The organism is Mycoplasma elephantis ATCC 51980 (assembly GCF_000687815.1).
GTDB classification, from domain to species: Bacteria; Bacillota_I; Bacilli_A; order Mycoplasmatales; family Metamycoplasmataceae; genus Mycoplasma_H; species Mycoplasma_H elephantis.
On sequence record NZ_JHXU01000004.1, the window covers coordinates 14,459 to 41,174 of the forward strand.

General features: G+C 25.5%; 17 protein-coding genes and 1 tRNA gene. 15 read left to right on the top strand and 3 right to left on the bottom strand.

Annotated elements, in window-relative coordinates; all coding sequences use genetic code 4:
• The first annotated feature begins 87 nt into the window (after positions 1-87).
• From T380_RS0101315 to T380_RS0101350, 8 genes are all read left to right on the top strand, one after another.
• On the top strand, positions 88-1,272 hold the full coding sequence (locus T380_RS0101315) for a M20 family metallopeptidase (protein ID WP_036436762.1): 1,185 nt from the start codon (positions 88-90) through the stop codon (positions 1,270-1,272).
• A 12-nt stretch (positions 1,273-1,284) separates the two neighbouring features.
• Positions 1,285-2,526, top strand: coding sequence for a threonine/serine exporter family protein (locus T380_RS0101320; RefSeq protein ID WP_036436765.1), 1,242 nt, complete (start codon positions 1,285-1,287; stop codon positions 2,524-2,526).
• 117 nt (positions 2,527-2,643) lie between these two features.
• Entirely contained in the window at positions 2,644-3,456 is an 813-nt protein-coding gene (locus tag T380_RS0101325; protein WP_036436768.1) for a YcsE-related riboflavin metabolism phosphatase, read from the top strand.
• Between the two features lie 32 nt (positions 3,457-3,488).
• The gene (locus T380_RS04350; protein WP_156930191.1) at positions 3,489-3,635 is read left to right on the top strand and encodes a hypothetical protein; all 147 of its coding nucleotides are present in this window, start codon (positions 3,489-3,491) and stop codon (positions 3,633-3,635) included.
• A gap of 20 nt (positions 3,636-3,655) precedes the next feature.
• Complete coding sequence (locus T380_RS0101335; RefSeq protein WP_027334146.1) at positions 3,656-4,969, top strand: ABC transporter ATP-binding protein; 1,314 nt, start codon at positions 3,656-3,658, stop codon at positions 4,967-4,969.
• Positions 4,962-5,789: an ABC transporter permease gene (locus T380_RS0101340; protein ID WP_027334147.1), complete on the top strand. Its 828-nt coding sequence runs from the start codon at positions 4,962-4,964 to the stop codon at positions 5,787-5,789. Before T380_RS0101335 ends, T380_RS0101340 begins: the two co-directional genes overlap by 8 nt.
• A complete protein-coding gene (locus T380_RS0101345) occupies positions 5,782-6,591 on the top strand; it encodes an ABC transporter permease (protein ID WP_027334148.1) in 810 nt (269 codons plus the stop codon). The genes T380_RS0101340 and T380_RS0101345 overlap by 8 nt, the downstream gene beginning before the upstream one ends.
• Complete coding sequence (locus T380_RS0101350) at positions 6,573-7,934, top strand: type 2 periplasmic-binding domain-containing protein (protein ID WP_027334149.1); 1,362 nt, start codon at positions 6,573-6,575, stop codon at positions 7,932-7,934. The genes T380_RS0101345 and T380_RS0101350 overlap by 19 nt, the downstream gene beginning before the upstream one ends.
• A 31-nt stretch (positions 7,935-7,965) precedes the next feature.
• Here T380_RS0101350 and T380_RS0101355 read toward each other — a convergent pair whose 3' ends face one another.
• Positions 7,966-9,819, bottom strand: coding sequence for a ribonuclease J (locus T380_RS0101355; RefSeq protein WP_027334150.1), 1,854 nt, complete (start codon positions 9,817-9,819; stop codon positions 7,966-7,968).
• A gap of 176 nt (positions 9,820-9,995) precedes the next feature.
• Here T380_RS0101355 and T380_RS0101360 point away from each other — a divergent pair, with 176 nt between their 5' ends.
• A complete protein-coding gene (locus T380_RS0101360) occupies positions 9,996-15,395 on the top strand; it encodes an SGNH/GDSL hydrolase family protein (protein ID WP_027334151.1) in 5,400 nt (1,799 codons plus the stop codon).
• Positions 15,396-15,422: 27 nt separating this feature from the next.
• On the opposite strand, the gene T380_RS0101365 is transcribed toward T380_RS0101360, so the two are convergent.
• A complete protein-coding gene (locus T380_RS0101365; RefSeq protein WP_169734558.1) occupies positions 15,423-20,720 on the bottom strand; it encodes a lipoprotein 17-related variable surface protein in 5,298 nt (1,765 codons plus the stop codon).
• 103 nt (positions 20,721-20,823) lie between these two features.
• Here T380_RS0101365 and T380_RS0101370 point away from each other — a divergent pair.
• The 6 genes from T380_RS0101370 (at position 20,824) to nrdE (ending at position 26,073) form a co-directional block, all read left to right on the top strand.
• A tRNA-His gene (locus tag T380_RS0101370) sits at positions 20,824-20,899 on the top strand.
• A gap of 260 nt (positions 20,900-21,159) precedes the next feature.
• The gene (rplJ, locus tag T380_RS0101375) at positions 21,160-21,666 is read left to right on the top strand and encodes a 50S ribosomal protein L10 (RefSeq protein ID WP_027334153.1); all 507 of its coding nucleotides are present in this window, start codon (positions 21,160-21,162) and stop codon (positions 21,664-21,666) included.
• A gap of 30 nt (positions 21,667-21,696) precedes the next feature.
• Positions 21,697-22,077, top strand: coding sequence for a 50S ribosomal protein L7/L12 (gene rplL / locus T380_RS0101380; protein ID WP_027334154.1), 381 nt, complete (start codon positions 21,697-21,699; stop codon positions 22,075-22,077).
• A gap of 283 nt (positions 22,078-22,360) precedes the next feature.
• Positions 22,361-23,443, top strand: a complete 1,083-nt coding sequence (gene nrdF, locus T380_RS0101385; RefSeq protein WP_051599950.1) for a class 1b ribonucleoside-diphosphate reductase subunit beta — start codon at positions 22,361-22,363, stop codon at positions 23,441-23,443.
• A 2-nt stretch (positions 23,444-23,445) separates the two neighbouring features.
• On the top strand, positions 23,446-23,928 hold the full coding sequence (gene nrdI / locus T380_RS0101390) for a class Ib ribonucleoside-diphosphate reductase assembly flavoprotein NrdI (RefSeq protein ID WP_027334156.1): 483 nt from the start codon (positions 23,446-23,448) through the stop codon (positions 23,926-23,928).
• A gap of 3 nt (positions 23,929-23,931) precedes the next feature.
• Complete coding sequence (nrdE, locus tag T380_RS0101395; RefSeq protein ID WP_027334157.1) at positions 23,932-26,073, top strand: class 1b ribonucleoside-diphosphate reductase subunit alpha; 2,142 nt, start codon at positions 23,932-23,934, stop codon at positions 26,071-26,073.
• 21 nt (positions 26,074-26,094) lie between these two features.
• Here the strand turns inward: nrdE and T380_RS0101400 are convergent, their stop codons facing one another.
• Entirely contained in the window at positions 26,095-26,586 is a 492-nt protein-coding gene (locus T380_RS0101400) for a PTS sugar transporter subunit IIA (protein ID WP_027334158.1), read from the bottom strand.
• Between the last annotated feature and the right edge of the window lie 130 nt (positions 26,587-26,716).

Below are 26,716 nucleotides of genomic sequence, written 5' to 3' on the forward strand. Positions count from 1 at the left end.
ATGTTTCTTTTATTTTCGACAATTTTGAATAAAAAATAGTTTTATAATTATATTAATAATTAACTAATTAATTTAGATTGGAGTATTATGTCTATTATTGAAAAAATATATAAATCATTGGATTTAAAAAAAGATGAAATGATAAAGATTAGAAGGTTTTTGCATCAAAATCCTGAATTATCTTTTAATGAAAAAAATACATCAAAATTTATTGAAAATTTTTACAAAGATCTTAATGTTAATGTAGAGACAAATATAGGTGGATACGGTATTAAGGTTACTATCGATACAAAAAAACCTGGAAAAACTGTTGCTTTAAGAGCTGATTTTGATGCATTACCCATAAACGAAGAAACTAATTTATCATTTAAGTCTAAAAACAAAAATGTTATGCATGCATGTGGTCATGATGCTCATACTGCATATTTGCTTGTATTGGCAAAAATTTTGTCTGAATATAAGAATGATTTAAATGGAAAAATAATTATTATCCATCAACCTGCAGAAGAAACTCCGCCGGGAGGAGCATTATCAATGATCAATGATGGTGTTTTAAATGGTGTTGACAATGTTTTTGGTATTCATTTTATGAATCAAATGGAAACAGGTAATGTATATTATCATAAAAAAGAATCACAACAATCAAGAGATAAGTTTGAAGTAAAAATAATTGGTAAAGGTGGACATGGCTCGATGCCACATGAAGCAATTGACCCGGTGGTTTGCGCATCATTTTTAGTTAATGCCTTGCAAACAATTGTTTCAAGAAGAATTAGTCCTTTTGATAATGCTGTTATAACAATAGGATCATTTGATGGAAAAGGTACTTTTAATATCATAAAAGATCAAGTAACTATCACTGGTGATGTTAGATGTATGAATGAAAGGACTAGATCATTTATTGAAGAAGAAGTAAAAAGAATGAGTATTAACATTTGTAAAGCGTTTAATTGTAAAGTAAAAATTTCATATACAAATGATTATCCTATTTTATATAATGATGAAAAAATGACAGATATTGTTATTGAAGCTTTAAAAGATTTACCATTTAAGGAATTGCTAGGCTTGAAAGACTCTGGCCCACAGGCTCCTTCAGAAGATTTTGCGTATTATGCAAAAGAAGTTCCGTCAGTGTTCTATTATGTTGGTGCCGCAAAAGAAAAAAATAATTTTCCGCATCATCATCCAAAATTTGATATAAATGAAGATTCATTATTAATTGCGGCAAAATCATTAGCCACTGTTGTTCTTAAATATATGGAAATAATATAAAATAATAAAATGATGGAAAAAGACAAAAAGATTTTTGATATTGCTTTACTAGCTGGTCAAATTTTAATGGAAAGTGGAGCGGAAAGTTATAGAGTTGAAGATGTACTTGAAAGAATTTTATCTTTATCTGATTATGAAACGAAAGATGCATTAGCTCTTCTTACAAGTTTTAACATAACCCTTAAATTAAAAAATGGTACTGTTTTAACATCCACTAAAAGAATAAAAGAAAGAAATGTTCATTTGGATAAAATTCAACAAACAAATCAAATATCTAGGCTTTTAATATCGAATCAAATAGATTTAGAGAAAGCGGAAAATGATTTAAAACTACTTTTACTAGATGAAAAACCACTAATTAGAAATTATTTTTTAAAAATTTTAGCCGCTGGTTCGTTTACATTGATGCAAGGTGGGTTAGATTTTTCTCTTTTTGTTTCATTATCTGCCGCAATTATTATGATATTTGTTGATTTGATTTTTAAAAAAACAAAAATAGCAAATTTTATTAAAGTATTATTGCAAGCATTTTCGGCAAGTTTATTTTCGGCATTAATTATCAAGTATTTTCCCAATGATGTTAATTTAATTTCAACATTAACAGGTTGTTTAATGATATTGTTCCCCGGAACTGTATTTACAAATGCTATTAGAGATATATTAAATGGTGATTTTTTAACTGGATCCGGAAATATATTAAGCGCTATAGTTACAGCTAGTTCACTAGCATTAGGTACGGGGATAGCCCTTTATGTTGTTGATATAAATTGAGTTGATATACAAACCAATAATGAATGATATGATAAAGTTGCATCATACATAGGTGCTGCAATAGCTGTAATTTGTGTCGCATTTATTTTGGGTGTTAAAGGTTTTGTTCCTATTTATATCGGTTTTTTGGGAGCGGTTGGATGAGTAGTTTATTGTCTTTTGTTTCAAAGTAAAACGGGTGTTTTTGTAGCTAGTTTTGTTGGGGCATTATGCTTAGCGTTCTTTGCTCAAATAGGTGCAAGAATATTTAAGGCGCCATCAACTATATTTTTCATACCAAGTTTATTTCCCCTTGTTCCTGGAGCGATTATTTATAAAGCCATAGTTTTATATTCTCAAAATAATTATACTGATGGCAATTTGCAATTTCTAGATGCATTAATTATATCTATTGGAATAGCTTTAGGAATAATGTTTATCGATTCATTATTTACTTTTATAATGAGCGCAAAAAAGATATTATTTAAATATGTTAAAAAATAAAAAAATCAACACAAAACACTGATAAAATGTTGATTTTTTTATTTATATGTTTCAAAATATTATTTAAATAAATATTTAATGTTTTTTAATATAATATTTATCAAAAATAAGGAATATATGAAAGAACAAATAAAATTTGCTGCATTTGATGTTGATGGAACAATTCTTCCTTTCGGAAAATTAAGCTTATCACCTAGAATTGTTGATACATTTAAAAAATTAAAACAAAATAATATTAAAACCATTATTGCTACAGGTAGGGAATTTGTTACTATTGGTAAATTATTGGAACAATTAGAAGGTAATGTCGATTATTTCATTGGGGCTAATGGTTCATTTATTTTTGATGTTAAAGCAAATCAAATCATTCATAAAAATTCTATATATTACTCAGATTTTGAAATTCTATATGAAAATATTATTGAATATGTAGATTCAATATCAATTATGGATGATAGATTTGGTCATGTTTCGGAGAATATAAATACTGAAAATTGATTTTTAAAACCTCATAAAGACAAATTGAAAAAAATCGATGAAAATTTTACTCAACTAAATAGAAAAAATTTATTTATTATAACAATTCATACTAAAAATAAAAAAACATCAAATTTAGTAAATAAAATAATTGATAAGTTTCATTTGAATCTTTGCATTCAATCATCATGAGAGAGCGGAATGTTTATTGCCGCTAAAGGTGTAACTAAATCCTCAGCGTTAAGATGACTTATGATTGAAATGAACTCAAGTTTAAAAAATTTAATAGCATTTGGTGATAGTGAAAACGATACTGAAATGATTAGAGATGCTGGTATTGGTGTATTGATGAAAGGTGGAAGTAAACAACTTTTAGAATATGCGGATTACATAGCTCCTAGTTGTGATGAAGATGGTGTTTATTTACAACTTAAAAAGCTAAAAATAATTTAATATTTTTATTATATTTATATATAATAAAATGCATGAAATTAAGACAACTAACTAAAGGTGTTGAAAACAATAATTTGATGAAAATATATGATGATTTACATTATTCATCATTACCTTTTTTTGTTGTTGAATATTGTGAATGAACTTTTGATTGAGCCAATCCTATGTTTTTAAAATAATTTAAAAAATAGGAGGTAATATGAAAGAAAATATTATTCAATTGGTTAACGTTGTCAAGGAATACAATGACCACGTTATTTTAGATAACATATCTTTAGATATTAAAAAAGGAGATTTTGTTACACTTCTAGGACCTAGTGGTAGTGGGAAAACCACTATTTTAAGATTAATTGCTGGATTTGAGTGGGCTACAAGGGGTGAAATAAAATTTAAAGGACTTGATATAAAAGATCTTTCACCTCATAAACGTGATGTATCAACAATATTTCAAGATTATGCACTTTTTCCACATTTAAATGTTGAAGATAATATTAAATACGGACTTAAATTAAAAAGATATCCAAAAGAAAATATTAATCCTAAATATGTAAAAAAATTAGACCAATTGACAGAAAAATGAATGAAATATGCATCTAAAAAAATGTCAAAACTTGACAAATTAATGGAAACATATGAAAATGAAATGAGTAAATTAAAACCAAATACATGAAGATACAAAAAACGTCAAGCATGAATTGATGATAGTGATTTTAAATACTCATATTGAGAAAATTATGTTAATTTACAAACTGATAAGTTCTCTAAAATGCATTTGAATCGTAAGATTACGAAAGATGAAATTGAAAAAGAATTTAATAATATTATTAAATTAGTAGGGTTAAAAGGAAATGAAAATAAATTAATATCTCAACTTAGTGGAGGAATGAAACAACGTGTTGCATTAGCTCGTTCCTTAGTTATTGAACCTAGTGTTTTATTGCTTGATGAACCATTAAGTGCTCTTGATGCAAAAATCAGGATTAAAATGCAAGAATTGTTGAAAAATATTCAAAAAAAATTAAATTTAACTTTCGTTTTTGTAACCCACGATCAAGATGAAGCGCTTGAATTATCTGATAAAGTAGCTGTAATTAAGGATGGAAAAATTATTCAATATGATTCACCTAAAAATATTTATGATTATCCAAAAACAAAGTGAATTGCACAATTTATAGGTGATTCAAATATATTTGATGGTATATATTTAGGAAATAATGTTGTTAAATTTAAAAATAAAGAATTCAATACAATTCCATGTAATTTTAAAGAAAATCAAGAAGTAGACATTTTAATTCGTCCAGAAGATATTGATGTATCTGATAAAACCGGGAAACTTAAAGGTAAAGTAATTAAGTCTATTTATAGAGGAAGTTATTACTTTGTAACAATACAAATTGATGAAGATTATATTTTTTATGTTGAAACAAATAAAAATTATGAAATAGGTCAAACAATTTATTTAGACTGAACTATTGATTCCATTCATTTGATGGTAAAGGAACAAAATGAATAAAATAAAGAGTTGATTAGCACTAAATCCTAGATTATTGTTGCTGATGCCTTATTTTATTATTGCAATATTTTTAATAATTTTGCCAGTCATACTTATTATTATTTCAGCATTTACTTATCATGGAGAGGACTTCGATAACTGGAAAGTAGTTAAAAATTACTCATTCGGAATTATTGTTTGGCGTTCTGTAAAATTAGGGTTAATAGCCGCATTTATATCTCTTATTATTGCTATGCCATATGCTTTCTTTGTAGCGACTCATGAATCAAAAACATTTAAAATTTTTGCTTTAACATTAATTATTTCTCCATTACTGATTTTTTCAATAGCAAAGTTATATTCAGTTAAAGGTGTGTTTTTAAGTGTTTTCGAAGAACAAGATTTAAGTGCTGAATGATTTATGGTGGTTGGAATGGTTTATTTAAATTTGCCATTTATGATTATGCCTCTTTATGGAGTGTTTAATAATTTACCTAAAAATATAATAGAAGCTAGTCAAGATTTAGGATATTCAAAAATCCAAACATTTTTTAAAGTAATTATTCCTTTTAGTGTGAAGGCAATTATTTCCGGTTTAACATTAGTATTTTTATCTAGTTCAACATCAATAATTGTTACAGACAAATTAATGCCAAATAAAAATCACTTTCAAACAGTTGGAAATCTAATTAATGATTATGCAAATCCAGGTTCAGTAACAAGTATGTCGATATGTTCAACAATTGTTATTTGTGTTACTTTAATTATTTTTGGTGTCGTTGCTTTATTTTATGTTATGCCTAAAATAATTTACAAGATAAAGAGGATAAATTATGACTAAGCTAGCTAAAAACATTTTATATCGAGGTTATGTATATTTTATTTTGTTATTAACTTATGTACCATTAGTTTTTGCATTAATTTTTTCTTTTAATTCAACATCAAAAAGAGGTAATTTATCATTTAGTTGAAATAATTTTACAACAGAAGCATGGACAACTTTTTTTGAACAATCAAGAGATCAAGCCTTGCTTAATTCATTTATTATTGCTTTTGTTGTAGCTTTAATTACTATACCTTTATCACTTATTACTGTATTTGCTCTTTGAAAACAAAAAAATAAAACATATGAAAATATAGTTAGGGTATCCTACAATGTTCCATATATAAACCCTGAAGTAGTTACAGCAATAGGGCTTGTTTTATCATATGGGCTTTTGTTTGGGTTATTAAATGTATCAAGTGAAGGTATTTTTCGTGCAATACTTGGGCATGTTGTGATATCTTTGCCATATTGCATTACTGTAATGTATCCAGCTAGTGAAAAGTTTAATAAAAACTTATTTGAAGCAAGTCAAGATTTAGGTTATTCAAAATTAAAGTCATGATTTAAGGTTTATATACCACATATGATACCTACAATAATATTTTCATTTATCATTACAATATTTTTTTCTTTTGACGATTTCATTATCACTAGACTTGTTTCAAACGCATCAACTTTAGGTACAAAACTTTATGAAACTTCATTTAGAAGTTGGGGCCTTGTTGTTGGTGGTAGCTTAATGGTTATTACCCTTAGTGGATCATTAGTTTATATTTTAATTATAAAATGAGGTTTAAAATGAAAACAAAAAAAATAAAACTTGTTTGTTATTGATTGATTTTTGTTGGTTTTATTATTGTTTTTGCATCCATCATAGGATTAAAAACTAGGTTCCCCTATAAGCCAGGATTTTATAATTATGCATCTTATATTTCTCTAGAAAATCGTAAAAAATTAGACAAAACTTTTGACTATAAGGAATTTGCTGTTCTTGATGAATTTAGTGATGCACTAACAAGAGAAAAAGCAATTGCGGGAGTTGGCACAGATCATCAAGTAGTTTCCTTAATTAAGCAAGATCGTTTAAAAAAAATAGATTACAATCATTTATTTGGCATGGACACTCCAAAAAATCTTATATCAGAAAATATATGAACACAATTAGAATCTTATGATAAATATTTATTAACTGATTGAAATGGAAAACCTTTTAGTGAACCTAGACATTTGTGAGAATACTTTATTCCTTATTATGCGCAAGATTTTGTTATTGCTTACAATCATGCAAAAAATAATAATAAACATATTAGCGTAGACACTCATGATTCTTATTTTGAAATTTTGACTAAATTAGCTGAACAAGATTATAAAAAATTATTTATTCTTAATGATTTTAGAATTTTGTTGGCAATTGGTACATCAAGAATGATTCAAGACGACAACACATATAAAGATATGTTTTATAGTTCTGATTGTGATGGTTATGTTACCGATGATAACTATAAAAAACAAATTAAATCATTTATTAACATGATTGAAGATTCAACAAAATTTAAAATAAATGATGGAAAACATATTATTTTTGATGGGAATGGACAAGAAGTTTTAAGATCATTAATCGATCCAAATAGTGATGTTGATATGGCAATTCTATTTAATGGAGACGCGTTAGATGCATACTATTCTGAAGATAATATAAGTAGTGTCCCAAAAGGAAGTATTACAATTATAAAACCTAGAAATAATGTTATGGCAATTGATGGAGTAATAATAAATAAAAATGCCTCAGATAAAGAATATAAAAATTATTTAGATGTTTTTAATGATTGTTTTTTTAAAGGTTATAAAGAACATACAAAGTTTGATACAAATGGAAATTATGATAAAGAGGCATCACTAAAATCTTTATATGATGCTTCATTAAAAAACGGGGAAATAGACTATGAATCATATCCATTTTTAAGTAATTTTGATTTGATCAATTACACCCCAGTTTATAAGGTAGAATATGATTTTCATCAAAAATATTATTTTGATGATGACAAAATGGCCTTAGGAATATATGCATTAAATAAACCTGTGTATGTAGGAATTAGGCCAATAGATAAAAAATTACATTCAAAAATTATTACAGATTTTAACATTATTATAAAAGGATAAAAAAGAAAATCCATGTTACGGATTTTCTTTTTTATCTATCATCATCCTCATCTAAAATTTCATCATCATCAATCACATCTTCTAAGTCATCATTCATTTCTTCTTTTAATTCATTTAAAATATTCTTTGTTGCTCTTGAAATCGATGGTTTATTTTTTTGTTTTTGTTCAGAATTTTCGTCTAAATTTATTTTAAGATCTTGAGTAATATTATTATCATCATTTATGAATAATATAACTGGAACTATAATAGGATGACGTCTTTTTTGTTTATAGAAATATGCTTCAAGTCGATTAGAGATTAAATTTTTAAGATCAATAACATTTAAATTTTCTTTAGTTTTAATAGTGTATAAAACAGCTCCATGCGCAATTCTTTTTGTTTCTTCAACAATATCAATATTGTTTTTTGCATAGAATGTTCCTCTTGAAATTAAGCGAGGTTTTCCAACAATATTATTATTCTTTTTATCAATTGTTAAAATAATATTTACAAACCCATTTGTGGCCAACTGATCTCTTTCGGCTAAAACTTTTGAATCGGATTCTAAAGCGCTATTTCCATCTATATAGATGGGGCCAACATTTATATGTTCATTTGATTCTGTTACTACTTCATTTTCCATGTAAAATGGAACACCTAGTTTGGGTATCATAACATTTTCTTTTTTAACACCATTTTCTATAGCTGATTGACCATGGACAACCGACATTCTATATTCACCATGGTATGGTAAGAAATATTTTGGTCTTGTTAATTGAAAAATTTTATCATGTTCTTCACGATAAGCATGTCCGGAGGTATGTAAATAACCATCAACTCCATTTTCCTTAATTATTGCACCCAATTTATATAGTTTATTAACTAATATTTCGATTTTCATTCTATTTCCAGGGATAGGAGAACTCGAAAATATTATTAAATCACCATTTTTAATTTGAACATATGGATGTTTATTATTGCTCATTCTGGCAAGAGCAGCTAATTCTTCTCCTTGGGAACCAGTTGTAATTATAATTAACTCATTATCATCATATTTATTTATATTTTTTTTATTTACAAAAATACTATCTGGCGAATCAATATGTTTAAGTTTTCGTCCTATTTCAATACCGTTAACCATACTTCTGCCAAATACGCATATTTTCTTTTTAAGTTTTACAGCTAAATCTATAATTGCTTTTATTCTTGTTAGGTTGCTTGCAAAAGCAGTAATTATAATTTTCTTTTTTGCTTGACGCATATACTTTTCAATATCAAAAAGTATGTCAGATTCGCTTGGTGAGTGAAATGGTCTCATAGCATTTGTAGAATCTGATAAAAGAACTGTTAGTCCTTCATCTCCCATTTGTTTTAATTTGGTAAAATCGGTTAAATTCCCAATTGGACGATAGTCAAATCTAAAGTCGCCAGTACACATAACACTACCATTTATTGTTTTAATTCTAACTCCAAACGCATCCGGGATTGAGTGTTGAGCTGTTCATGTATCTATTGTGAAAGGTCCGATTTGTAAGTTTGTTGTTTTTTCTAACTTAATAAAGGTAATTTTTCTTCTAATGTCATGTTCTTTAATCTTTAACTTTAAGTAAGCAATTGCTATTTCTGGAGCTATAACGGTATCTATTTTGGTAGTTTTTAGCGCATAAACAACACCACCAATATGATCCTCATGTCCGTGGGTAATAATAATTCCTAATTGTATTTTGCCTTCTTGGTTTAAATATGAATAATCAGGAATAATTCCCTTAACGCCAGTACTAAACATATCAGCAAATTTAATTCCGGCATCTACTAAAATAATCTGATTATCTTGTTCTAATAATAGTGTTGCTTTTCCTATTTCTTGAACACCACCTAAAGCCATAATTTTAGTTGGTTGCATAAACTCTCCTTGAGTCAATTATTTTAAATAATATATTAAGTTATATAACTAAATATAAGTATATATAAAAAAATTAAAAAATAACTATAATAAAATATTTTTAAAAAATATATACAATTAACTATGAGACTTCTAAAGTCATGTTTATTTACAATAAATAAGTAATTAGGAGGCATATGAATATAAGAAAAAAAATATTATTAAGTTTAAGTTCTATTACCGTTGTTGGTGGTGTATCAACGGGGATATTTTTTATTTCTAACTCTGCAAAACCTTTACCAAAAGGTGGTAATGAATATGTCAATACAAGCAATGAACAAAAAAACCCCATAGAAATAGATGATACAAAAATAGATAAAACACCAATTTTTATTGATAAAACAATATCAAATAATAAAGTAGATATTAAATTTAATAGTTCTAATCCAATTAAATATCTTGCTTTAGGTGATTCAATAACTGAAGGATATACTGGTGAGCTTGATAAAATAATAAAAGGTTCATATGATTTCAACACTAAAAAGGTAACTGGTAATGGCTATCCCTCGCATTTTGTTAATTATATTTTAGAAGCAGACCCTAGTTTGATTTCAGATTTTTCTAATTATGCTATTTCTGGCTCAACTGCCCAAGAATGATATTCATTATTATCTCTTAATGATAATTCTGATTATATTAATGAAAATATAAAAGCTAACAAACTTACAAAAGAAGATTTATATCCTCTTTTTGGTAAAGATTTAGATAATTTAAGTAATGAAATAATATCAAAAATAAAAATTTCTAACTTGATAACGTTGAGTGTTGGAGCTAATGATTTTATAAAATGTTTTATTTCTGAATTCTCGAAAAAAATTGATCTACCTTTTATATTAAAAAATATTAAAGATAAAGACGAATTATTAAAATATTTTATTAATTCAGTTTCCGAAGTATTTGATACTGTTGATACTATTGTAAAAAGAAATTTATATTCATTAAGCAAGGCAATTTTACACTATAATCAAAATGCACAAATAATATTTTTAAAATATCCAATGCCAATGTTAAGGATTAAAAATGCTATTGATTCTATTATCAAAATAGCAAAACCAGATGGCTCAAATGAAGCCCCTATTGAATTAAGCAAAGTTCTTTTAGATACTATAAATGCTCGTATTTCTAATATTGTTATTGATTCTAATAATTTGGATCAAGTAAAAATAATTAATTTATATGATAATGATTATTGAGAATTACATAGAAATATAATTTCTCCAGTAATTTTAGATATACATCCAGGTAACAAAGGTTATAAAAAAATGGCTCAAGACCTTTTTATATCTTTGGCAACAAATTTTAATAATTTAAAAGAAATAAAAGATGAAATAAAGTTTTTTGCAAGTCCAAAATATTTTGAAAATTTAAGAAAAATACCTAAATTAATAGATTTTGGTTTAGATGATAAAAATTTATTAGAAAAAGTTTTTAATTCAAATTTAGAAAAAGACTTAATTGAATTTAGTGAATTAGAAAATTCATATAAAGATTTAATAAGTAATAAAAACAATTCTAAAAAAATAGCTGAATATGTTGAATTTTACTTCTTTTACTCAAGTGATGGTTACAATTATTTTGCAAGAAATGTTCAAGATATTATAAAAGGGATTTTGGATTCAAATATAGTTAAAAATATAGATCCTGATGGCAAAATAAAATCATATTTATTTGATAATAATAATGAAAATTTAAATTCAATTTCCAAACAATTTTTAGACTCTAAAATTATCCCTAAATTATTTTCTGAATTTCAAGATTATTCGGATACTCTTGATTTAGATAAAAATAATATACCCGGTGTTCAGGAATTTAATTTAAATATATTAAAAGAAGTTATTGAAAAATCATTCGGGAATAAAAATACATGATTTGAATTTTTAAAAGTTATGTTTAACGGAACATATATTACAAAAACCGAAAATAAACAAAAACTCAATGAAATTCTTCAAATAGTTATTGATAATTCATTTAATTTGTTATCTAAGAGTAACCTTATTTCATTAGTAAAAAAAATAGAATTGTCAACATCAATAACCAATTTAATCGATAAAAACGATTTTTATTACTTGATAGAAAAAATTATTTTTGATAACTCATTCAAAAATTTAATAACAAACATACTAAAAAAATCAGTAAAAAGTATTGATCAAATATTTAATGATTCAAATGATTTTAATGAGTTATTTAAGAAACTTATTTCTCTAAATAAAACTAACATTCTATCAGATTTTAAGAATATCATTTTTTCATTATTAAATGATGAAAGATCAATGATTATAATTAGTAATTTAGTTTTAAGATCGTTTGATGAATTTCAAGACTTTATACCATATGAAATTTTGAACAAATGGATTCCTAAGTTGGGTAATATTATTAGATCTGTAAATAATGAACTAAAAATTATTGATATTTTTATGGATTACACATATGATTATATAGTTGAATATGGTTTTGATTTTACCAAGTTTGGCAAAGAAATTGAAAAATTAAAAGGAAATATCAATTTAGATCAAAATAAAATTGTTAAATTATTGATTAATATTATAAAAAATAATGAAGATTTTTTTGATACAAATATTAATGAATTAATTAAGGATGTAGTTGAGATTGTAAAGAAAGATAAAGTAAAAAACGAAATATCTAAATTAACTATCGACTTCCTAAAAAAACAAAACATAATAAAATCAAACGAAGATTATGTTCTATTAATAAAAGATTCAATAGAACTTTTATTAAATAATGATTTAAATTTGGTAAATTCAATTATTACCGAAATTTATAATGAAATAAAAATAAATAAAATCAATGAAAATTCTAATTTAAATGATATTTTAAAAATTGTTTTTTTAGTTATTGGTGAAAAATTTAATAAAAATAATTTCGATACTACAATTCAAACTATCTTAAATTCCCATTTGTTAACAAACAATTCCAATTTATTAAAGACATTTATTAAAGAAGTATGCGCAAATTTTTCAAGCATACAACTATTAGAAAAAATTTATATTAAATTAAATAAAACAAATAAATTAGAGTCTTATATTTTACAAGATGATTTTGTAAAATTAAGCAGAGATATCTTGGTATCAAATCAATTTTCTCAAATCATAGATTTCATTTTTAATTCACTTGATTGTTTTAAAAATAAAACATACAAAGAAGGTATTAATGATATTTTAATATTAAAAAAAGATGAATTAAAATCTATTATTAATTCTGTAGTTAATTTATTAATGAACAATCAAACGTTTAAAAATACCCTTATAAATGTTCTAAAAGTTGAATTATTAAAAATAAGTAATGATGATGAATATAAAAAATCGATTGAAAAGATACTTAATGAAGTAAAAATAAGCGCTAATAATATTGTTAACGAATTAAAGGTTAATGAATTAGTTACTGAGTTAATCTTAGATTTAATAAATAACAAATTAAATGGCGCTCCATTAAATACTTTAAAAATATTTAAATTAATATATAATAAAACCTCATTTGATGAGATGTTTATTGAAATACTTAGAAAAGTATGTAAAACAAATATTCTTCAAAACAATAAAAATGAAATAAAAATAATTACTAGAACCATTTTCTCAAGTCTTTTATCTAATAAACAAAAGATTAAAAATATTATAAAAAGTATAGATTCTAATATTCGGGAAAAAATTAATAATTTCATTGATTTTGATTTTGTATTAGATACAATTTCAAATAAATATAAAGATGACTTTTTATTGCTTGTAGATATATTTGTAAATGGTTTTTTGGAGTCGATACCACAAGTGGAAAATATTACTAATTTAAGTTCATTATTTAATACTATTTTCAAAAACATAAATGAAGATGAATTTAAAAAACTTGTTGTTAAAACAATTGACAAAATAATTTCTGATGAAGAAATATTAACATCAATAGCAATAAGAATGAAGGATTTGTTGGTTGGTAAAAATCTTTTAGATAATAATGAACAAATGGTTAATGGCATCAAGTCAATTATTAGATTAATTCCAGAGCTTAATAAAAAAGGCAAATATTTAGATAAAGTTATAGATTTGGTTGTTTTAACATTAAAAGAAAATCAAGATATAAACAATTATCAAAAAGAATTAATTACAAAAATAAAATCTACTAAATTTATAGATATTAATAATTTAAAAGATATAACAAGCATATTAAAAGAAACTAAGTTTATAAATGAAAGAGATTCGATAAAAGCAGTAATAAAATCAATATTTGATCATTTATGAGCAGATGAAAATGTTGCTAAAAATACAATTAATACTATTAATTTTCCTAAAATATTAAATATTTCTAATTTAATATCAGATCAAGATCTAAATAAATTTATTTTTGAATATATATACAAACCAACATCTAATGATAGTTTTAAATGTTTTATCACTAATATATTTAATGATTTATTTAATAGACCTAATGTTTATGGGGACAAAAATAAATTAATGGATATTATTAAAGAGTTTATTTTGAATCCTGATTATGAAAGTCAAAATAAATTATTTATAAAAAAATTAATTAGCGACGTCATTGAACATACAAATATATTGCCTAATTTAATATTTGAAAAATTAAAAGGTTTGGAAATTAATTTTATTGATGATGATTTAGTGGTTGTGACTAGTGTTGTCAAAAGTATGTTCAATGCTATGAAAGATACTAATTTCTTTGGTGATATAATTAATAATTTTTATGACAACTTAAAAAATTATTCATACACAAATGATATTTCGAAAGATTTTAAGGGTGTTGTTGATAAGGTTGTTGCTCACTTAATTAAAGATAACAATAACAAGATTGATATTAATAAAATCGTAAATAATATAATCCCCGAATTATCCAAGATAATTAACAATTCTCAATTAGATGCTAGTTTATATACAAAATTTATTAATTTATTATTTATTCGATCAGAATTCAATGAAGAAAAATCAAAGGGAATTTATAAAATAATTAATGACCTCATAAATATGAAAGGCGCTAGTTCCGAGGTTACATATAATGTTTTTGATTTATTAACAAAAGCTCCTGATAATTTGAGAAAATTAATAACATCAATAATTAAACCAATTGCTAAAGCTCATATAGACGAATCGATTAATGATAAAAAACCAACAAATTTTGATATATACGAAGATGAAAATTTTCATGCGGTTAATAGAATTGCAACAGTTCTTGCTTGATTCCTTAAAAAGAATGTGCCAAATATAGCGTTTTGATCTGTTAATGCTTCTTATGAAATGTCAACAATTATTTTCACTGGTATAGAAAATGCATTTAATGAAGTATTATCTTCATTTAATGGTATATCAAACGATACTAAAAAGAAATATTTCTTATCTGGTTATGATTTTGCGTATAAAATATTTCATAGTAGAAGAATTACTATTAGAGAGTGAAATTATACAAAAGAAGATTGATTAGCATATATTTACTATTATGATAAGAAAGATAGAAATCACCCGGGAAAAATGAATTCTGATAATTTGTGATATCTTCTTAAAAATGGACATTTAATGAGATAATAAAAAAAACAGCTAAATGCTGTTTTTTTATTCTTTAATGAATTCTCCATTTTGTTTTGTTGTTTCATTATTTAGAAAAGGATAATATCCATATGCAGGTGTTTCCCTTCATTTTCCATTTTGATTTTGACTTGTTGCATCCAATATAACTATTCCAGAAATTAGTGATTTAGTAACAGATATTCCTCTATATGAATAAGTTAAATTAACATTTAATTGTCAGTTTAGCGATTTGTTGTCATTTCATCTTAATGTTACATCGCAACCACTTCTTCCAACTAAATTTGATCTAGTTCCAAACACAGGAAGATCTCCATCTTTTTTGAAGATTTCAGTATATTTAATTTTCTTATTATCAAATGAATCAAATTTTCTTGCCTCTAATGGAGCGTTATTGCGATATTTTTCACGCGTAAAACTTCAATCATTAAATGTTAATGTCATATCAGGTAATATTGTATTTTTAATATATGTAAATTCTAATGGTTGTGGCGCTTGATTTGGATATTTATCAAAATGAAAGTGTAATCCATATTCTGCAAGAAATGGAGTTCAAAGTGGAATCTCCATTTTTGCATAACCGAACTCAGTACTTTCGAATACACGATCAATTACTTTTTTAGGGTTTTCTGTTCCTATGGATTTAGTGATTTCATATGAAGTATATTTTTTACCATTTATAGTTTTGCTTATTGTATATGTTAATTCTAAAATTCTATCATTATCTTTAGGGTTAGTTTTTATGATTTCTATTTTATAATCATTACTTACTTTAGAATTAGTTCTTTCATCATAATAAGTAATATCGCTTGTTTTAATTTCGCTAGGATCATTTACATGATACATATTTTGATAAAATTCACCATTATTTAATAATTTTAATTGAATAGATTCAGCCATATCATTAACATCTTTTTGACCGATGTTTATAAATCCACTAATTAATATTGTTTTATTTTGTATAACAGTGTCTAAACCAGTTCCCCGAGATACTTGAAATGTAATTGATTTTGTACCTTCGGTGTCATTGTTGCTATTTGTATCTTTTTTAACTAATATAGAAACTTTTTGTTCATTTATAATGTTGTCTCATGATTGATTTGTTAAATCTTTATCTATATTTTTGTAATTATTATCGTAGGAAACAATTGAAGGTAAAACATTTTTATATTGTGAAGTTTCGCCATCTTTTATGCTATCCAAAACCTTTTTGACAGCTTGTTCATTTTCATGTTTAGCTTTAGTCTTAAAACCATTCAAATAAATTTGTTTATTTATAGATACTTTATCAATACCTTCGCCAGTAGAAATTTTTAATGTAATAATTTTTTGTCCTAATTCATTATTATTTTGTGATTCTATTTCGAATTTTGCACCAATATCTTCAAATTTAGAAATTAGTAAATTAGAATTATTAAGTAGGTTATTAATTGAATCGAATATAACATCTTCGGGTAATTTATTTTCATTGTTTGGAGTTGTAGTATATTCATTTTCAATTTGCGAAATAATGTTATTAACTAAATTTTCATTAATTTGTTTTTTTGTTGTAAAATCAATAATTTTTATTGTTTTTTCAATTGATTTAGCATTATTTTTTGTTACTTGTAATTTGATTTCTTTATAACCATCACTATTTATTTCATCACCTAAAATAGTTATATTTACTGATTTAGGCGCTTTTAAATAATCAAGTAATGATAAATCAATATCATTTGCTAAAAGCTCAAAATTTCTAAAATAATTAAGTTCGCTTGATTGTTTAGATTTATTGTTTATTGTCTTGTAAGTTTCTTTAATATTTCCTAAAACTTCATTAACATCATTTTCATCAGCTACATCTTGAGATGTTTTAAAATCACTTATGGTAATTGTGTGTTGTTTTTCAATGTTGTCCTTTTTAATATTGAGAACAATTGATTTTGTGCCATCATTATCATTGTGTGTTTGAGATAGGATAGAAATAACTACGTCTTGTTTTGTTGCTAGAGTTGTTAAGTTTAAATTAGTATCAAGATCTAAATTAGCTAAGTCGGAATAATTAATATTACTTGGTAAACTATTTTTATTATTTTTTGTTTCATTCATGCTTGAAATCATTTTAATGGTTTCGTCAACAATGTTTGAATTATTTTTTTCGGTTGTTAAGTATCCAGTAATAGTAATTTGAACAGTCGCTTCTCCAACTCCTTTTGTTATTTTAAGTTGTATTGTTTTAGAACCTATATCATTATTGCTTACAATATTATTCGTGTCTATGATTATGTTTGTATCCTCAATTATTAAGCTCTTTATATCAAAATTAATATCATTATCTAATTGAGTAATGTTTAAGTATGAAACTAAATTAGGTAACTTATCTTTATGATTAATTGTTATTTTATCATTTGCTGAAATTGCTTCCAATTTGTTTTTTATTTCTTCGACTATCTTTTTGTCTTTTTTGTTTTGTTCATCTTGATTAAATGCTGCAGTTGTCTTAAATCCTGAAAGAACTATTTGAACATCTTTTGTAACTTTATTTTCATCAGTTCCTGTAGTTACTTCGATTACAAAAGTTTTAGAGCCATTATCATTGTTGTTTGTTTCCGATTTAATAGTAAGAGTCACACCATATTTTTTAGATATGCTATTTGCGCCATCTACAAGATTTTGATTTGCTAAACACTTATCTATTTCCGAGATACCATTGATTAAACTTTTATAATCAATATCACTTGGTAATTTATCGTTAACATTAATCATTTTTTCTGATTTTATTTCACCAATTGCTTGATCAACTTTTTTGTGGTTTTCATCTAATTCTTTTGTTCTATAACCCGATAATTTTAGTGTTGCATTTTTATTTACATTACCTTTAATTAATTGTATGTTGAATAATTTAAATCCATCTCCATTTGTTACATCAATTATATTAATTTGAGTTATTTTTTTCGTATCAATGAAATCTCTTTGAATATCTAATTCAATATCTTTATCTATTTCATTAAGTGAATTATAAGAAACAAATTCTGACGTTTTTTCTTTATTATTCAAGGTTTTTTGTTCTTTTAATAAATTTATTGTTTCTTCCAAAACAGCTAAATCTTTATGATCTTGTTCTGTTTGAAAACCAATAACTTTTAATTCTATATTTTTAGATTGGTTATTACATTTAATTGTTACATTAATTATTTTTGTACCATCTTCATTGCTTGTGCTCGTAAATGAAATATTGGTGTTTGTTTGATTTGCAATATTTTGTAAATCAAATGTTGTGTCTTCATCAAGTAACTTTAAATCAGAATTATAAGGATTATCAATGTACTCATTTAAATGATTTTTAGTTATAGATTCCTTATTTTTAGAAATTAATTCTATAGCTTTATCAACCATTTTTTCATCATATTTATTATTTGTTAAGTAGTTAATAATTTTTACGTAATCTGAATTCACGATAACTTGATCATTATTATTTCCGCATCTTATTTCAAATTGGACTAATTTATATCCATCATTATTTTCTTCTTTAATTAATTTTATCGATTCATTACTATTGATTTTTAATGTGTTATTTGGATCGTTAATTGAATCAATAAGTAATTTCATACCCCCATTAAAAACTACATCAGTTGATTTTAAATCCGAATTTTTGGTTACATATTCAGTTAAAATCCCTTGTTTAATTGCGTTTGCTCTTTGTTCATTATCATGTTTTGCTTTTGTTTTGAAGCCATAAATAGTGACTTTTTTAATTTCTGATTCTACTAATGTTGCACCAGTGCCCTTACTAATTTTTACATTAATAATTTTTTTGCCATCATTAGTATCTTCAAACAATGAAACATTAAGATTAACTTTGTGCGCATTTATCACTCTAAGGAAATTTATGCTCGTTCCATTATTGGTTAATAAATCTACGTCATTAACTATTGTTTTAACATCATAATTATTTCAATTTACATCATTTGGAAGTTTATCTATTGTTTTAGTTATACCTTCAGTACTTAAATTGTTGAAAGCCAAGTCTACTTGTTCTTTATTAAATTGTTTTTCAGTTTTATATCCTTTAATTTTAAATGTATGAGTGCTATCAGTGGTGCTGCCACAAACAATTTTTAGGTTAATTGTTTTTTGCCCATTTACATCATCATTTGTTTCATAATTTGTTGGGTCAAAAACAAGTTTTACATTATATTTTTGTTCAATTTCCCTTAAATTTGCATCTATATCATCATCGAACTCTTTGTATAATGTATATTTAACACTAGATGGAAGATAATTTTTGTTTTTTAATGTTATAAATGATTGTAATTCTTTTTTTGCATTGGTAATTGCTTGTAATTCATTTTCTTTAATATATTGTAAATTAGTTTTAAAACCAGATAATGTAATTATCTTATCTTCAAAAGCATTGTTTTTTTTCACATGTATTTTGATTTTTTTTGTACCATTTTCATCATCATTTTCAAATTTACCTGTTTCATTCAAATCAACAACATATATTTCTACATTATGTTCTTCCTTTAATTTTTTAATGTCTACATTAGGCAAATCTAAATCAATACTTTTTACATCATTGTATATAACAAGTGATGGTTTAAGATTTTGGTTATTTCCACTTATTGTGTCATCATTTATTAACGACAATACTTTTCTAACAATTTCTAAATCTTTAGCATTATTATTGTAACCATTAATTGTGACTGTAATTTCACTTTTGGCAAGAGGATCATCATTTTTAGCGATTATTAGAACTACCTCTTTAGTTCCTTTTTCGTCGTTATTTTTTGATTCACCAATTTTAGTTTTTCCGGTAATTATAATTTGAAATTTATCTTCAATTTCTTTAAATGTTGACAAACCTTTATTTAATTCCATATCATTTTTGAATTTATCGAACTCTTTATAATTAAATTCACTTGGTAAAAGAGTTGAATATTGTTTAGTTTTTATACCAACTAAATAACTAGATACATCATTTTTGATTTTGTTAATATATTTTTGGTTTTCAGATTCTTCCTTTTTAAAATCTGTTAATGTTTTTTCAAATTTGTATGATTTATTTCCTGATACAACTGTACCAAATACTTTTAATTCACCAGTTAAGTTGTTAGGTTCTAATTTATGAATGGTGTATGTGGCGTTATTTGGAAAATTTGAAAAAAATAAATCATCTTCCTTGATGTCTGATGGTAGTTTTTGTTCCTTTTTGTCTATTGGTTTAAATTCAAGTAAATTAACATCTACATTTTGTGCTCTTTTTAAAAATAAATATGTAGTTGCTATAGCTGTTATTGTTAATGGCGCTATTAGCAAAAACCCTAATAATATTTTTCTTTTCATTCTCATTGATACCCCCTTTTTTGATATCTTTATAATAAAATTATATTATTTAATGTAGTTTTTGTTAAATTTGTAGTATATTGGTATATAATTAAAAAACTTGGCGAGTGTGGCGAAGTGGTTAACGCATCGGGTTGTGGCTCCGACATACGCGGGTTCGATCCCCGTCGCTTGCCCCAAATGTCTTTTGACACCAAATTAAAACACCGTTTATAATGGTGTTTTAATTTTCTTAAAATTTAAAAATTCATTATAAAATATTGTTTTTTCATTGAATATTTTTATTTTCCGTATTTAAAAATTAATATTTTAAATAAAATTGTAAATTTATAATATAATATTACAGCAATACATAAAGACAGTAACGGCACTTGCTTAATAAAGTTACCGAATGTATATCTTGTTTTTTATATATTGCAAATTTATGAAAGGAGGCATAATGGCCGACTCTAAATTTCGTTTAATAAAAAAAGAAATTGTTGAAGATATTACTAAAAAAATATCAAATTCTCATGGATTAGTAGTTGCTCAATACATTGGTTTAAAAGTTTCTGAACTTCAAACATTACGTCGTGAAGCTAAAAAACACGGTGTAGAAATAAAAGTTTATAAAAATAGATTATTTAAATTAGCTGCTGATTCACTAAAATTAAACGATCTTGATCAATATTTAGTGGGATCATCTATATTTGCATTTAGCAATAACGATGATATGTCTGCTGCAAAAGTTTTATCAGCTTTCGCTAAAAATAACAAGCTTTTTGTTATTAAAGCTGGTGTTTATGAAGGAAAAGTTATTGACGCAGATGGTGTTAAAATGGTTGCAAGTTTACCAACATATGAAGAATCTCTTGCTATTCTTGGGCGTTCACTACTTGCTCCCCTTCAACAAATATCAATAGGTTTAAAAATGCTTGTTGATGAAAATAAACTAATTAATAATTAATAAATAAATTGAAAGGAATAGGATATTATTATGGCAAAATTAACAAAAGAAAGTTTTATTAGTTCATTAAAAGAAATGACCATTAAAGAAGTAATGGAATTAGTTGATGCAATGAAAGAAGAATTCGGGATCGATCCTACAGCTGTTGCTGTAGCTGCAGGTCCTGCCGCAGGTGCTGATGCTGCTGAAGAAAAAACAACAGTTAAATTAATGTTAAAAAGTGATGGTGGTGCAAAAATACCTACTCTTAAAGCAGTTAAAGAAGCTCTTAACTTATCACTTATGGATGCAAAAAAGATGGTTGAATCTGCTCCAGTTGCATTACTAGAAAATGCAAAACAAGAAGAAGCAGAAGCATTAAAAGCAAAAATTCTTGAATTATCACCTACAGCTGAACTTGACATTGAATAAAATTTAATTTTAAAAGAATGTGAACTTCACATTCTTTTTAATTAATTAATTTATTAAACAAAAAATGCTTTTTGAATTAAAAAAAGCGTTTTTTTGATTTTATGCATAAAATAAGTAAAAAATCTTAAAAATTAATAAAAAAGTAAAAAGTCAATTTTTAAGATTTTTTTAAATAGAAAAAATGTTTTTTATAAAAGATAAATATTTTATAAATTAGAAAGAAATAATCATTTATTTTCTTTTATGATAGTATTACAAATTATGAAATTTAAGAAAGGGAAATATGATTAGAAAAAATTTAAAATCGAAAATTGAAAAAAATGATAAAACTAAAATTAAAAATCAATATTATTACGAATCGGTTTCACCTATTGAATATGTTAAAAAAGGATTTAAAGGTCGTTTACGTTCAGTAAACTGAAATTGAATAAATGATGATAAAGATTTAGAAGTATGAAGTAGAGTCACACAAAATTTCTGATTACCAGAAAAAATCCCGGTATCTAATGATTTAAAATCATGAAATACATTAACAGAAAATTGACAACAATTAGTAACTAGAACTTTTACGGGATTAACTTTACTAGATACTATCCAAGCAACAGTCTGTGACATTGCTCAAATTGAAAACGGATTAACGGATCATGAACAAATAATATATGCAAATTTTGCATTTATGGTGGGGGTTCATGCAAGAAGTTATGGAACAATTTTTTCAACACTTTGTTCTAGTGAACAAATTGAAGAAGCGCATGAATGAGTTATAAATAATGAGAACTTACAAAATAGAGCAAAAGCACTTATTCCATATTATTCATGCGGGGATCCACTTAAATCTAAAGTTGCAGCCGCATTGATGCCGGGATTTTTATTATATGGTGGTTTTTATTTACCATTTTACTTAGCTGCTAGAAGTAAGTTGCCTAACACAAGTGATATTATAAGATTAATATTACGCGACAAGGTTATTCATAACTATTACAGCGGTTATAAATATCAACGCAAATTAGCTAAAGAGTCAAAAGAAAGACAAGAAGAAATGAAGAAGTTTACTTTTGATCTAACTTATAAATTAATTGATTTAGAAAAAAAATATTTAAATGAATTATATAAAGGTTTTGAGTTAGAAAATGGTAAAAGTTTAGCAGAAGATGCTATTCGTTTTAGTCTTTATAATGCTGGAAAATTTTTACAAAATTTAGGTTATGAATCACCATTTTCCGATGAGGAAACAAAGATTTCACCAGAAGTATTTGCTCAATTATCAGCTAGAGCTGATGAAAATCATGACTTTTTCTCAGGTAATGGAAGTTCATATGTTATGGGCGTTAGTGAAGAAACAGAAGATGAAGATTGGGAGTTTTAATTATGCATAAAGATGTTATTAAAGTTAAAGGGATTAAAAAACCTACAGGTGATATTTTATGTGTTTATTATTCTAGTTTGACAGAAAATACTCACACATTTGTTACAGAAAAATTAAAATTGAATTCAATTAGAATTCCTTATGAAAAAAAACTTGTTAATAAAGATGATAAACCAGTTGAAGGTACTATTCGTGTGGATAAAGATTACGTACTATTTTGTCCAACATTTTGTGGTGGTGGCGAATTTACTGAAGGAGCAGTGCCTAAAGAAGTTATTAAATTTTTAAATGTTAAAGAAAATAGGGATCACTGTCGTGGAGTAATCGCTTCTGGAAATACAAATTTTAATGAAACTTTTGCACTATCGGGTCCTATTTTGAGTAAAAAATTAAATGTTCCACTTTTATATCAATATGAACTTAGAGGAACACAAAAAGATGTAGAAAATGTTAAAGACATATTAAATAAATTTTGAGGTAAATAATTAATGAGTAGTAAATTAATGAAAGAGGATGATGAATACATAGCTCTGAATGCTATTGCAAGACTAAAAATAAATGGAAAATATAATTTTGAATCCGATAAATTATCAGTTAAGCAATATATTAAGCATAATATAATTCCTAAGATGAAGGTTTTTGATAATGAACATGATAGATTATTTTATTTAATGGAAAATCATTATTATGAACCAGAATTAATCAAAAAATATGGAATTGATAAAGTTGTTGAATTAATAGAGTATGCAAAAACATTTAAACATAAATTCCCTGGTTTTATGGGTGCCTATAAATTTTTTAGCACTTATTGTTTAAAATCGTTTAATGGACAAGAATATTTAGAAACATATCCACAAAGAGTGGTTATGAATGGTTTGTTACTTGGGAATGGTAACTATGAAATGGCAAAAGATATTATAAAAGATATAATGTTGGGTTGTTTTCAACCTGCTACTCCAACATTTTTAAATGCTGGTAAAAAACAGCGTGGGGAATATGTTTCTTGTTATTTACTTCGTGTAGAAGATAATATGGAATCAATAGGAAAAGCAATTTCTACTAGTTTACAACTTTCAAAAAGAGCGGGTGGGGTTGCGCTTTGCTTAACAAATTTAAGAGAGTTTGGCGCTCCTATTAAAAATATCGAAAATCAAGCCACAGGTTTAATTCCGGTTATGAAGCTTTTGGAAGATTCGTTTTCATACGCAAACCAATTAGGACAAAGACCAGGTGCTGGCGCAGTATATCTTAACGTGCATCATCCTGATTTAATGTCTTATTTGGATACAAAAAGAGAAAATGCGGATGAAAAAATAAGAATAAAATCACTTTCACTAGGACTTGTTATTCCTGATATAACATTTGAATTGGCAAAAAAGAATGAAGAAATGGCTTTATTTTCACCACTTGATGTGTGAAAAGAATATGGTATGCCGCTAAGTGATATTTCAATAACTAAGGAGTATTACAACTTAGTAAAAAATCCTCGAATTAAAAAAACATACATAAATGCTAGAAAAGTTTTTCAAACAATTGCTGAATTACAATTTGAATCTGGATATCCATATATATTGTTTGATGATACTGTAAATAATAGAAATCCGCACCCTGGAAGAATTGTTATGTCTAACCTATGTTCTGAAATAGCGCAAGTATCTACTGAATCAACTTTTAATCAAGATTTAACTTTTAATAAAATTGGTAAAGATATTTCATGTAATTTAGGTAGTTTAAATATTGCCTATATGATGGAATCTGGCGAAGATTTTGGTAATGTTGTTGAAAGAGCTATTAGATCATTAGATGTGGTATCTAGAACCGCTGATTTAGGTTCGGCACCAAGTATTAAAAAAGGTAATGATGATAATCACGCTCTTGGCTTAGGAGCCATGAATATGCATGGGTTTTTAGCAACAAATTCAATTTATTATGATTCACAAGAAGCATTAGATTTTACAAATATATTCTTTTATACTGTTGCATATCATGCATACAAGGCATCAAATAAAATGGTTGATGAATTTGGAACTTTTAAGGATTTTGAAAAAACGAAATATGCTGATGGTTCATATTTAAGTAAATACACAAATTGTTCTGATACAGAATATATTCCAAAAACTACAAAAATAAAACACATATTTGAAAAATATAATGTTCATATTCCGACAAAAGATGAATGAATTGAATTATCAAATAAAATTATAGAAAAAGGTTTAGCTAATTCGCACTTAATGGCTATTGCTCCAACAGGTTCGATTTCATATTTAAGTTCTTGCACACCAAGTTTACAACCTGTTGTGGCTCCTGTTGAAGTAAGGAAAGAAGGTAAGGTTGGAAGAGTTTATGTTCCGGCATTCAAAATTACAAATTCAAACCTTAAATATTATGAACAAGGAGCCTATGAAATGGGGCCAAATCCAATAATAGATTTAGCGGCAGAAGCTCAAAAACATGTCGATCAAGCTATTTCTTTAACATTATTTATGACTGATAAAGTAACAACTAGAGATTTAAATAAAGCGTATATTAGAGCATTTACAAAAAAATGTTCATCTATATACTATGTTAGAATAAGACAAGATGTGCTTGAAGGTAGTGAAAATTTAGAGTGTGAATCTTGTATGGTATAAAAAAAGCAGATATCTGCTTTTTTATTTACTCGCTTTAAACACTAAAGAATTATTTGTTATTTTTCCATATTTTATGCTTGATACTTTATTATATCTAGATTCAGGAATAACAACCATTATAACACCAGAAAAATCAAGATGAGATTTTAAATACTTAAAATCAACACATAAAATAGGATTTTTCTTGGAAATTTGTTGATTTTTGTTGACTAATAGCTTAAAACCTTGCCCTTTTAAAATTGATGTTTTACTTCCTATATGCAAAAGAATATTCACGTTTTTTGATTCAATTACAATTGCATGATTTGTATCATTTATTGCAGCAATTTTTCCCGAAATAGGTGAACATATAGTTACATCATTCTCGTTTGGTTCTATAATTACTCCCTCTCCTAGATGTCCCTCACAAAAAACATTATCATTTAATGATTTTAATGGCAAAACATCTCCATCACATGGAGAATAGATTTTTTTCTTAGCCTTAAATAAATTTAAAAATTCCTTCAATATCATTATTTATATTTTATATGAAATAAAAAAAGCAAGAAATCTTGCTTTTTTATGATTTATCAGTAAACTGTAAACCATTGTGTTATCTACAGGTTATAAGGTTTATCTTTGTTTTTACGATAAATGCTCAAAT